The following is an 11,616-nucleotide window of genomic DNA, read 5'->3' as shown; positions in this document are numbered from 1 at the left end:
ACGCTGTCAAACTGGCCGCTTACCCCTTGTTGGGCGCTGAGGATATTGTACTGCTGACCCAGTAAGCTGCGAACGTCACTTTGCGATAACAGGTTGCTGCTGTTTTCCAGCGACACGGTTACGTTGCCGCCGTTAAGTGTCGCCGTACCCGCACTCTGAATCCGATCGCTGTTGCCATTGTTATCAACTTCTACCGCGTAACGAGAACCCGGATTAAACGTGATGTTATTTGTGATATGTAAATCGCCGACAGAATTACCTGGCGCGACTTGAGCACCAGGATTCACATTAACGTTCTTCAGTGTACCGTTACCAGAAAGTATACCTTTATCATTCACATCAAGATCTGAACCAAGAGTACCATTAACCACTAAATGACCGTCGTTCACTGTTGATTGCCCTTGGTATTGACTATTACCTTGAACAACTAACACACCGCCATTAACCGTCACACCGTTAAATGAGTCATTGCCATTTAATACTAAAGTACCATCGCCGGATTTCACTAATTGGCCAGGGCCAGAAATCGCATTATTCCAAGTATCAAAAGAACCGAAGTTGGCGAAATCAAGATCACCGCTATCCACTTGGTTGACGTACATGTCTTGATATAAATAGCTTGGGCCGTTATAAGCTTTCGGCAAATCAATTAATCCCCAATAACGGTCATTATCGGTGCGGCTAGCATCCCAAGCCGCTAAAGAGTTATTGGGATAGGCAGTACTAGCAATAATAGAAAGACGGTCTGCAGCACTAAGATAAGGGAAGCGTAAACGAAGCAGAGCCTCGGACTCTTTTGGCATATCCTCAACCTTAAGCTGAGTGGCCGGCATATCTTGACGCGTAATACCATAATAACCAATCCGATCATTTTCTGCTTTATACTGGTTATAAAGAACTTTTTTATTAAATGCTAAGCAATTTCTAACCGTATCGCCACACTCCTCTTTTAGCGCATCACGAGCAATACGAGCATTATTGGCAATATCTGCAACAATCTGATTATCAGAAAGTAATTCTGATAATAAGTAGTAATTAGATATTCTTGAGGCGATGGTATCCGTCGGGAAATGGGCGCCAACAATTACACGGCTTTCACCAAACTGTAGCGAACGTGAGATAAATTCATCACCAATTTCAGGAAATGCGAGGGCATAGCTAAGGCCGTTTTGAAATCCTCTCCATGTATGTCCACTCGGGTAGGAAGAAATTGAGTGTTTGGCATCCTTATATTTATTGAAGTTCTGTTTATATTCTCCATTTTCATCCACGATATCCCATGGGCGAACGCGCTTGTATAAATGCTTGATATAAGTAGATAAACTAGACGACTTGCCATTATCTTTAATATAAGAATTGCCTTTTTTAACATAGGCGTAAATGTTTTTAAGTCCTTCATTATCTAAGACATTGATCCTGTCTGCATAATGATTTAATCCTTGCTGAGAAAAGGTATTCGATAAATAAGGCTGGTTTTCATCTTGATCTTCACTCGCTAAATCATATCTTTTTTTATCTGTAACTACATAATTTCGCTTTTCATTACTGACCTTTAAATCACTTTTCGGCGCAAAAGAGTTATCACTGTATTCAGGTGCTGTAGAGAGTACATTAACTAAACGTGTCAGCCAGTCCTTACGCTGTTCTTTAGTAATGGTAATAATTGAATCATCAGATGCTGTTACTATCATGGGAGAACAAGTTCCAAGCAAGACGAGCGCTAGCGAAGATAGTTTAGACATGGATTTCCTTATTTAGTGAGGGTTCCGATTACTTAAATGTATATACAAATAATATGTATCACTACTTTAATCCATTAATAGTTTAATTGGTTTTCTTAATAAATCTAATTTTTATTAGAACTCCGATCAATCTTAATTTCATCGCAGCACATATAACCTCGACGAAATAACACACCCGCGCATCTAGGGTATGTTGTTAATACAAAAGGTAATTTATATATCGACAATAGTAATGTGCGGGCATATAAATGATGGTGTTTTATGGTGGTGTATGGGCATGTAAGCGTGTTATTTAATGATGGTGTGGACATACAAAGGTATTATTAATGTCTTCCATAACCACTGCAATTTTAATTCTGACGATTTTCGAGAACCTGTTGCCAAGTCACGAATATAGTATTGAAGCACAGCTCACAGGGAGAGAATACCAACCTCATGGCCTGGCGAGATTAACACCTCACGAGCTGATAATAGATGAGCTCTACTAACAAGGTCGGAATAGTTTTATTGTTCCTTTAGACACTTTGGCTGAGAACAGTATTATGACGGCTGTATTTCCGTGGCGGCTACTCGTTCGATCACCCCAAGCAGTATGGTTATGAACCGCGACTGATGGCACGGCGGTGCTGTCCGGGAGTCTGTCCTATCACTCGCTTGAAGGCTTTGCTAAAGGCACTTTCTGACTCGTAACCCAGTGAGGTCGCGATACGATAAATCGAATCGCTGCTGCTTGTAAGTTTTTCGCAGGCTAGCAACATTCGCCAGCGCGTCAAATACTCGATGGGTGTGGTCGCAATCACTTCTTTAAAGTGCTGTGCGAAGGTCGAACGCGACATCCCTGCTCGTTTTGCCAACTGTTGTAACGTCCAGGGATAACCGGGTTCATCGTGTATGCAACTTATCGCCGCGCACAAGGGTTTATCCGCGAGGGCAAATAACCAGCCGCTATTTTTTTTATTCCTGTCGGATAAATGCAGTCGCAGTGCCTGAACTAACATCATATAAGCTAACTGCTGGGTAATTAAAGCCCCTCCAGGCTGCGGATAACGAATTTCGGCAACCATACGTTCAATTGACCAACGCATAGCGGCTTTGTCTTGCTCTTTTTTGATATGGACAATGGCTGGCAGCGACCCGAGTAACATATCTGCATGGTGGCCGGTGAGAACAAAATGTCCTCCGGCTAACATGCAATCATTTACCGCCCTATCGTCAACAGCATCCAGCGTATTTTGCCCCCGACGCAATGTATCGCGAACAACCGTAAAATCAACGGGCTTTGCCAATGGGTCTGTTGCCAGGCAAAACGCTGGCCCCGGCGGCAGCAAATAACAGTCCCCCTTAGTTAACGGCACCGATTCGGCAATACCCTCAACAGATAACCAACACTGGCCAGACACTACGGCATAACATTTGATGCCGATATGCTGTGGCCATTGCACGGCCGTGCCAGCAGATATTGTTACGCCACCAGAAACATAGCTTTGTGGTTTCAGCAGAGATAACAATTCTGAGAGAGGATCCATGCAGACTCCGGACGATTAGACCAAAAATAGCGACGATATCGCATTGTTCGTATCAACAACAAAATCTACTGTAATTATCACCGTGATGCAAAAGCGGCTTACAAACCACTTTAAGGATAATTACATGCGTGTTTTTGTTACCGGCGCAACGGGCTTTCTCGGCTCCGCCATTGTCAGCCAACTTATTAATGCGGGACATCAGGTTCTTGGTCTAACTCGATCAGAGGCTGGTGCGCGATCTTTGCTCAAAATTGGGGCGCAAGCACATATCGGCGATACTGATGATCTCGATAGCCTGCGGCGCGGTGTGAGCCTGGCGGATGCCGTGATTCATACCGCGTTTAATCACGATTTTTCGACTTTCGCCGCCAACTGTGAAGCCGACAGACAAGCCATTGAAGCCATGGGTTCAGCGTTATATGGTTCCGATCGCCCGCTGATTATCACCTCCATTGCAGGTTTAGGAGCAATGATAAAGGGGCAACTGGCCAGCGAGGAGTATTTTAATGCCGACTCACCTAACCCACGTAAAGCCTCAGAGTTAGCAAGCATCTCATTGGCACAACGCGGCATTAATGTCTCGGTCGTGAGATTGCCGCAAGTTCATGACAGGGTGAAACAAGGACTCATTAGCCCGCTGATTGAATTAGCCCGTGAAAAAGGCGTGTCGGCGTATATCGGCGAGGGGGAAAATCGCTGGGCCGCGGTTCACATTAGTGACGCAGCGCGGCTTTATGTCCTGGTGCTAGAAAAGCATCTGGCAGGCAGTCGATATCATGCAGTCGCTGAGCAAGGTATTTCATTGCGCAATATCGCCGAGGTTATTGGGCGCGGCCTCAATATTCCGGTAAAAAGCCTCGACGCTCACGAAGGTGCGACACATTTCGGTTGGCTCAATACCTTCATTAGTCACGATATGTCCGCATCCAGTGCACTAACGCAACAGCGATTATCCTGGCGTCCAAGCGGACCCGATTTACTCACCGATCTTGAGCAAATGTACTATCTATAGCCTCTCATGATGGCTTCTGCGGTCAGAGAAGAGTGTCCATTTCTCTGGCCAACTCACACTGCTTTACTTCACGCCTGGCACCCTACCCAATTGACCCTATTTTTAGCCCATACCCGCTGCTAGCTTCCTTTTATTAATTGGCATCATACAGTAAAAATGTTAACGTTAACTTAAGTGATACCTCCGCAAAATGAAGTTTCAATAGCGTATTATCCTAAAAAGTTAATGTTAACAATGCACTTGTAGCAACTTACTGACATGGAATGAATGCATGAAAACACTTAGGGAAAATCCATACCTAATACTGAGTGGGTTGCTTTTTGCTTTTTTTTTCACCTGGTCATCAACTTTTTCTTTGGTCGCAATGTGGCTGAATCAAAAAGTAGGATTAAAGGGGGAAGATACGGCAATGATGCTTGCGGTTTGTGTGCTGGCCGCCCTTTGCAGCCAACCGTTATTTGGCATTATTCAGGATAAATTAGGGCTGAAAAAAAGCCTGCTGTGGTTTATTAGCCTATTGCTACTATGCAGTGGCCCTCTATTTATTTTTTTTGCGGTTCCATTACTTCGCTTTAATATTTTTATCGGTTCAGTAGTCTTGGGAACCTTTGTCGGCGTGACCTTTAATTCAGGCGTCGGCGTCGTCGAGTCCTACATTGAACGTATGAGTCGCCGGCTGAGTTTTGAATACGGCAGCGTGCGCATGTGGGGATCGTTAGGTTGGGCCATGGCAAGCTTATCCGCTGGCCTGTTTTTTAATATCAATCCTGATATTAACTTTTGGATAGCATCATTCTCAGCGGTGGTTTTTTTCTTATTGCTTTGCTTACTCAGAGATTGGTCACTCAACACGCTGAAAACAGAAACGGCCACTCAGTCGGTGTTCGATTGTGCCGAAAAATTAACGCTGGGTGATGCCTTATCTCTCCTGCTGTTACCCCGTTTTTGGGCATTAGTCATTTTTGTTATCGGCGTCAGTATTTACAACACCTACGATCAACAGTTCCCAACCTATTTCGCCTCAAAATTCAGTGAGGCTAATTTGGGACACCAGGTGTATAACTTACTTAATCCGCTACAGTTTTTTATTGAAGCAGTCGGTATGTTTATGGCGCCTTTCTTAATCAATCGCATCGGCGCAAAACAGGGGCTGATATTAAGTGGGTTGCTGATGTCGCTGCGTATCTTCACCTCTGGAGTGACCGACGATACGTTATATATTTCACTACTGAAGCTGTTACACGCAATAGAATCACCAATCCTTTTAATCTCATTATTCAAATATATCACCACGCGTTTTGATCCTCGTTTGTCAACGACGCTCTACCTGGTTGGTTTCCAATTCGCGACCTCTTTATCAGTCAGCCTTCTCTCTTCAACCATAGGTCACGGGTATGAACTATTCGGCTTCTCCGATACTTATATGGTGATGGCTGCCTTGGTATTCGCTTTCACTTTTGTTTCCGGTTTTCTATTGGAATCGGAATCACTGTATGAAGAGTCATCCTTCTCGCAAGCTTTACCAAGCGAGAAATAAGAGGCGAATGCAGAAGCTATTACCGGCGTTGTGATAATTCAATTAAACATGTAGCCGTATCTGTTTGGGCTTGCGAAACGGGGGGATTGGGCGCTCCCCCGTAGGATCAGGGAGCAGCCGTTATTACATTGATTGCCTGACCAACAGCGGGCAACACAGCGTTTGAATACCTTTGGATTCTCGCCCTTCGATCAGATGCAGTACTGCCTCTCGACCAATTTCTTGATGTGGCAATTGTACTGTTGTCAGCGGTGGCAAGAACAAATCACCGATACCCACCAGGTTGTCATATCCCAGCACGGCCACCTGTTGCGGGATGGCAATGCCTTTGGTCAACAACACTTGATAAGCCAAAAATGCAATACGGTCATTACCACAAATTAATAAATCAAAATCAGGAATATTCTGCGGGCAGTGTTGCTCGATAAACGGTACGACGTCAGGATAATGTTCATCGCCATTTTCCATATGAAATTGCCGTAAATCTTGCGGCGGTAACCCGGCCTCTCGCCAGGCTAATTCAGCCCCGCTTCGCCGACACTGGCTGGCAATCGCCGCTTCAGGCAGATAAAAACACAGAGGCCGACGATAGCCCATTTCAATGGCTTTACGCACCGCTTGATATTGCCCATCAAAATCATTGGGAACATACGCTGGAAAATTATTCTCTTTCGTTATGCAGTTGGCCAATACCAGATTTTGATCTTTCAGGAGTTCAGGAATAATGACCTGCCGCAAGCCCATTGAGGTATAAATAATGCCGTCTGGCCGCTGAGCTAATAGGTGATTTATAGTCCGTTTGTCGTCTTCATTTGAGGTGAGGTTGACAAAAAAAGCCGCCCAGCCAAACTCACGGGCGGTATCTTCGATAGAAAGTAGGATTTCAACAGAAAAAGGTGTCGTAGCGGTATCAAGCGATAAAACCCCCAGCGTAGAGACTTTTTTGCCACTATTATTACGTATCTTTCTGGCAGAGAAGTCCGGCACATAGTTAAGACTTGCTATTGCTTGCTGGACACGCTGTAACGTATCTGGCTTCAGTTGCTCGGGGTAATTGATCGCGCGCGATACGGTCATCAATGATACACCGGCGCGTTGAGCTACGTCTTTAAGAGAAACCATATCTTTAGGCGGACTCATCGTGTTATCTGGCGGAAAAATGTGCCGATGAAACTAATGTATTCACCGGACACGGCGTACTTACATAACCTATTAATTTCAATAAATTACTTCACGTAAAGTGCGTATTTGCCATTAAACATCTTACTTAACATAAAAACAACTTACATATCGAAAAAACAGTCCTCATCGAGTGTTGATGTCGATATTTTCTGCACCGGCCCTTCCATCTTGACCATGAAATCATCATAAAAGCTAATGTTTAGTGTGCCGCCAGGCATATGCACCGTGACGTTGTCACCGACCAAACCTAGCTTACGCATTGCACTGGCAGCGGCGCAGCTACTGCTACCTGATGCTAATGTGTAACCTGCGCCTCGTTCCCAAATACCAATATTAATATTGCTGTTGTCGATAACCTCAACGAATTGCACATTGCTACGCTTAGGGAAAATAGCCAGATTTTCAATCTCACTACCGAGTTGTTTGACCAACTCAAGGTCGAGCTTTTCTACGCGTATCACACAGTGAGGATTGCCCATCGATACCAAGGTGGCGCTCAATGTATGGCCGCCGATAGTCAATGGAAGCGCTAAGGCTGTATCACCATCGACCAATGCAGGTAAAGCGGCGGGTGAGAAATTCGCTCGCCCCATCTCCACGACCACTTGATGTGCACCGGCTTTAACTTCACAACGGACTTGCCCACCTAGCGTATTTACCAAGAAGGGATCGTGTGAAACTCGGCCGATATCAAATAAGTAGCGAGCATAAATACGCAAGCCATTACCGCTTTTCTCCGCTTCGGAACCATCTGGATTAATAATGCGCAGGGTTGCGATTTCATCCTCATCAATATCAATGAGCAATCCATCAGAACCGATACCGTAATGACGGTCACAAATACGCTGTATTTGCTGATTACTCAATTGTTTAGCAACGCTCTGATGACAGACAAGGTAGTCGTTACCCAATCCGTGGTACCGGTGAAAAGTCAGTTGATTCATTATTTAGTGGCTCTTTAATTATCTGCTTGCAAGGATAAATCTGTATGTAGGTTGCTATCTTTCCGTTACATCTGGATGTAACCCACTCATAAATCGCATGATATGATGCAGCCCTGTTTCTGGCTGCGTAAAGTAGAATTTAAATCTTGGGAAAATATTGCTTTCTACTCGCCATAAGCCTTTGATTATTCAGCTGCAAAAGGTATGCATAATGAGTCTGTTGAAAACCGCACCCTCCCCAATGCGCGTTTCACTCTATTGGTTATTGTTAATTGTTCTTTCGGTTGTGATGTTCCTGCTGCTGGAGAAAGCCAACATCCCCGCCGCCCCCTTGCTCGGCACCATGATAGTCGCCATTATTCTGGCAACCTGCGGCGGTAAAATTACCATCCCTAAACCTCCTTTTTATCTGGCACAAGCCGCCGTCGGATGTTTAATCGCCGGCAGCATTACCACCTCTATTTATAGTCAAATCGCTCGTGATTGGCCGATATTTATCGGGGGCGTCTTCTCAGTTATTTTTGCCAGTACCTTTTTAGGTTGGTTGCTGACTCGCCTCCAAGTCATGCCAGGATCTACCGCTATCTGGGGCACCTCGCCGGGTGCGGCAACCGCGATGTCTTTGATGGCAGAAAGTTACGGAGCAGATATTCGCCTGGTTGCGTTTATGCAATATTTACGCGTTGGTATTGTCGCGGTGGTAGCAACATTGGTAGCAAAAATTTGGACGCCTGCGGGTGCGCCGACCGCCGCGTTACATATCGAGTGGTTTCCGCCTTTTGAACTGGTTCCCTTCTTATCAACAATTGGCGTGGTGATAGCCGGGGCAACGCTTGGCAAGGTGTTACGCATCCCCGCCGGCCCCCTGCTGTTTACCATTGTGCTCGCCGCTGTTTTACAAGATACGCATCTGGTCACTTTGTTCCTGCCACCCTATTTACTGATCCCGGCTTATGCGTTAGTTGGTTGGAGCATTGGCCTGCGCTTTACCCGCGAGATACTCAAGCATGTGGCACACGCATTACCCCGCATTTTGCTCTCAACGTTTTGTTTGATTGCCATTTGTGGAGGGTTTGCCGTCATTCTGGTGCATGTAGCCGATGTCGATCCGCTCACCGCTTATTTAGCAATGAGCCCAGGTGGGGCTGATTCGGTGGCTATTATCGCCTCATCAAGCCACGTTGATATGCCGTTTGTGATGGCGCTACAAACCATGCGATTGATTTTAGTGATTTTGATCTCGCCAACGTTGGCCCGCTTGATAGCGAAACTAACGCTGCCAAAAAACGAAAAGAGTATGACTCGATAGACCAGCAGAAAAGGCGAATAAGATAATGTATCCCGTTGCTAAAGAGCCCTAGTGCGGCGGGATGCTGATTATCCTATCAGCCTGTATATAGCGTCGCCTGTCGGGGCGACGCTATATTTTTACTACCACTGCTTATTATTATTTACTGCTTGCGCACTGCTATCTTCACTACCTATTACAACATTACCCACTACTGCCTTATCTATTACAACATCCAACTCATTTCTTCATTGGTCACATGTTCTTCAAATTTTCTTAATTCCTGCGTCTTGCAGGTATACCAAAGCGCAGAAAATGCCGGGCCTAAGATCTCACGCAATGCGACATTCTGCTTAAATTGCGTCAATGCTTCTTGTTGGCTCAGTGGCAAAGGTGCTGCATGGGCATTTTCATAACTATTGCCGCTAGACACCGCCGGTAAAGGTACATTGTGCTCTAAGCCGTACAGCATCCCGCACAGGATAACAGCGACGGCTAAGTACGGGTTGGCATCGGCCCCTGCCAGCCGGTACTCGATACGCTGGTTAGCGCTGTCGGCACAAGGCAGACGCAATGCAACGGTTCGGTTATTGTGCCCCCAAGACGCACACAGCGGCACATGCATTCCCTGACGGAAACGACGAAATGCGTTGATATTCGGGGCAAAAACCGCCATTGATGACGGCATTAATGCCAACATCCCGGCCATCACCCGCTCCATACTTTCGCTCAGTTTTCCTGGCGTACTGGCCAGCACATTTTGGCCCAGATCATTTTGTACGCTGATATGAAAATGCAGGCCGCTGCCAGCAGAATGGGCATAAGGTTTCGCCATAAAGCAGGCGTGTTGGTGATGCTTTTCTGCTATTTGTCGTGTTAATCGTTTCAAAGCCAGCACGTGGTCACAGGCTTCGAGCACTTTTTCTGTATGGTGCAGGTTCAATTCATATTGACCAGAAGCGGCTTCGGCGACGATGCCGGTTAACGGTAGAGCCTGCAATTTGGCCTGTTGTTCTATCTCATTGAGCAGCAGGTTATGCTGTTCTGGCGCATCAACGGAGAAGCTCTGTGAACTGCTCGGTGCCTGAGTGACCGTCTGTTGCTGCGGATCGACTAAATAGAACTCCAGCTCTGCCGCAATGACCGGGTAATAGCCCTTATCATGCAAACGCTGTAACACGTTTTGCAGCACTACGCGCGGTTCCAGCTCACAGGCCTCGCCTTCGGCATTTTTCATGGTCAGCAGTAGCTGTGCATGATGTAGCGGATCTTTGGCACAAGGTTTTAAGGTTCCTGCGACCGGCACACATAACCGGTCCGGTTCTCCCGCCTGTTGGCCTAATCCGCTCTCTTCTACCACGCTACCGTGTAAATCCATGGCATAAATAGACAGCGGGAAGTAGCAACCTTTTTCCAGCGAGAAGATTTCGGCAATCGGCAGGCGTTTGCCGCGAAACTGACCGTTAAGATCGTTTAAATAAATATCGACATGCTCAGTATCTGGATAGCGCTGTAAATAACGCTCCACTTCTTTACGGAATGAATCGTTTTTTGCCACAGAAGGATTAATAAGCAAAGGATGAATATCAAAAATATTAGAATACATGATCATCTCCCTGCGACTGGCGGCAAATAGCAACCGAGCCAGTACATTGAAGCTGATTTTTCGAACACGAACGATTTATTGATGACTCATGGTAATTATTTGATAAATCAGATTTTATACACATGAACAACCTATCTCAACAAGCCATATTGGCAATGAGTAGATGTTATCCCTGCGCCGCTTGAGTGTCTGTAAAAAGCCCGTAAGTTTTATTCTGCGGTGAATAAAAATTTTATAAAAATAATCTTATCTGCGACTTTTTTCACCACTTACACTATCGCGGCAAAATTTTTTAACATTCAGACTCTTTGCAGCGGCGCAATTATCTGTATCATAAAGTCCTATGAAAATTATCCGAATCGTCATGCTGTTATGGTTATCGCTGATGCTGCCTATTACCGGGCTGGCAGGCAGCGGTTTGGCCGGACAGTGTCCGATTATGGATAGTAGCAGTGCCATGAGCAGCATGAGTATGGAATGCGGTGACATGGCAATGCACGATATGAGCAGTAAAATGCCAATGAAGAAAGCGCCGTGCAATATGGACGCGCAATGTCATTTTGGTGGCTTGTATCATCCGACCGTGGCACCAGAAACCCATTCTGGCCCGGTACTGTCATATCTCACTCATCTCTACTCTGATTCGCCTCAGGTCGGTTCTACCGACAGCAACTGGCGCCCTCCAAGACTTGTTTGACTCATCGCTGAATTAATCCGTGCCTGCGGTATTTATCGCCGTTAGCAGCCTTTAGCCAGAGTATGCCTGTGGCCTAAAAGCG

At 45.8% G+C, this 11,616-nt stretch carries 9 protein-coding genes; 4 read left to right on the top strand and 5 right to left on the bottom strand.

The window, feature by feature from the left end:
* Both ACL9RG_RS03405 and ACL9RG_RS03400 read right to left on the bottom strand, forming a co-directional pair.
* Positions 1 to 1,742, bottom strand: a 1,742-nt coding sequence (locus ACL9RG_RS03405; RefSeq protein ID WP_422791146.1) for a phosphatase PAP2 family protein, incomplete at its 3' end; no start/stop codon positions are given.
* A gap of 596 nt (positions 1,743 to 2,338) precedes the next feature.
* Complete coding sequence (locus ACL9RG_RS03400) at positions 2,339 to 3,268, bottom strand: AraC family transcriptional regulator (protein WP_422791145.1); 930 nt, start codon at positions 3,266 to 3,268, stop codon at positions 2,339 to 2,341.
* Positions 3,269 to 3,392: 124 nt separating this feature from the next.
* Here ACL9RG_RS03400 and ACL9RG_RS03395 point away from each other — a divergent pair, with 124 nt between their 5' ends.
* Positions 3,393 to 4,280, top strand: coding sequence for an SDR family oxidoreductase (locus ACL9RG_RS03395; RefSeq protein ID WP_422791144.1), 888 nt, complete (start codon positions 3,393 to 3,395; stop codon positions 4,278 to 4,280).
* A 271-nt stretch (positions 4,281 to 4,551) separates the two neighbouring features.
* A complete protein-coding gene (locus ACL9RG_RS03390; RefSeq protein WP_422791143.1) occupies positions 4,552 to 5,817 on the top strand; it encodes an oligosaccharide MFS transporter in 1,266 nt (421 codons plus the stop codon).
* 123 nt (positions 5,818 to 5,940) lie between these two features.
* Here the strand turns inward: ACL9RG_RS03390 and ACL9RG_RS03385 are convergent, their stop codons facing one another.
* A complete protein-coding gene (locus ACL9RG_RS03385) occupies positions 5,941 to 6,939 on the bottom strand; it encodes a LacI family DNA-binding transcriptional regulator (RefSeq protein ID WP_422791183.1) in 999 nt (332 codons plus the stop codon).
* A 161-nt stretch (positions 6,940 to 7,100) separates the two neighbouring features.
* A complete protein-coding gene (gene dapF, locus ACL9RG_RS03380; protein ID WP_422791142.1) occupies positions 7,101 to 7,943 on the bottom strand; it encodes a diaminopimelate epimerase in 843 nt (280 codons plus the stop codon).
* A gap of 211 nt (positions 7,944 to 8,154) precedes the next feature.
* On the opposite strand from dapF, the gene ACL9RG_RS03375 reads away from it, so the two are divergent.
* The gene (locus ACL9RG_RS03375; protein ID WP_422791141.1) at positions 8,155 to 9,252 is read left to right on the top strand and encodes an AbrB family transcriptional regulator; all 1,098 of its coding nucleotides are present in this window, start codon (positions 8,155 to 8,157) and stop codon (positions 9,250 to 9,252) included.
* Between the two features lie 205 nt (positions 9,253 to 9,457).
* Here ACL9RG_RS03375 and ACL9RG_RS03370 read toward each other — a convergent pair whose 3' ends face one another.
* Positions 9,458 to 10,837, bottom strand: a complete 1,380-nt coding sequence (locus ACL9RG_RS03370; protein ID WP_422791140.1) for a glutamine synthetase family protein — start codon at positions 10,835 to 10,837, stop codon at positions 9,458 to 9,460.
* A 343-nt stretch (positions 10,838 to 11,180) separates the two neighbouring features.
* Between ACL9RG_RS03370 and ACL9RG_RS03365 the strand changes: the two genes are divergently transcribed.
* The gene (locus tag ACL9RG_RS03365) at positions 11,181 to 11,534 is read left to right on the top strand and encodes a hypothetical protein (protein WP_422791139.1); all 354 of its coding nucleotides are present in this window, start codon (positions 11,181 to 11,183) and stop codon (positions 11,532 to 11,534) included.
* Positions 11,535 to 11,616 lie beyond the last annotated feature (82 nt).

This window comes from Rouxiella sp. Mn2063 (assembly GCF_049319665.1).
Classification (GTDB): domain Bacteria; phylum Pseudomonadota; class Gammaproteobacteria; order Enterobacterales; family Enterobacteriaceae; genus JBMOUD01.
The sequence above is the reverse complement of the archived record's forward strand: the minus strand, read 5'-3'. Positions and strand labels throughout refer to the sequence as shown.

Bases quoted from the DNA above. Each gene is read 5' to 3' on its own strand.
- ACL9RG_RS03375 (WP_422791141.1), top strand. From the start codon at position 8,155: ATGAGTCTGTTGAAAACCGCACCCTCCCCAATGCGCGTTTCACTCTAT.
- ACL9RG_RS03370 (WP_422791140.1), bottom strand. From the start codon at position 10,837: ATGTATTCTAATATTTTTGATATTCATCCTTTGCTTATTAATCCTTCT.
- ACL9RG_RS03385 (WP_422791183.1), bottom strand. From the start codon at position 6,939: ATGGTTTCTCTTAAAGACGTAGCTCAACGCGCCGGTGTATCATTGATG.
- ACL9RG_RS03400 (WP_422791145.1), bottom strand. From the start codon at position 3,268: ATGGATCCTCTCTCAGAATTGTTATCTCTGCTGAAACCACAAAGCTAT.
- ACL9RG_RS03365 (WP_422791139.1), top strand. From the start codon at position 11,181: ATGAAAATTATCCGAATCGTCATGCTGTTATGGTTATCGCTGATGCTG.
- ACL9RG_RS03395 (WP_422791144.1), top strand. From the start codon at position 3,393: ATGCGTGTTTTTGTTACCGGCGCAACGGGCTTTCTCGGCTCCGCCATT.
- dapF (WP_422791142.1), bottom strand. From the start codon at position 7,943: ATGAATCAACTGACTTTTCACCGGTACCACGGATTGGGTAACGACTAC.
- ACL9RG_RS03390 (WP_422791143.1), top strand. From the start codon at position 4,552: ATGAAAACACTTAGGGAAAATCCATACCTAATACTGAGTGGGTTGCTT.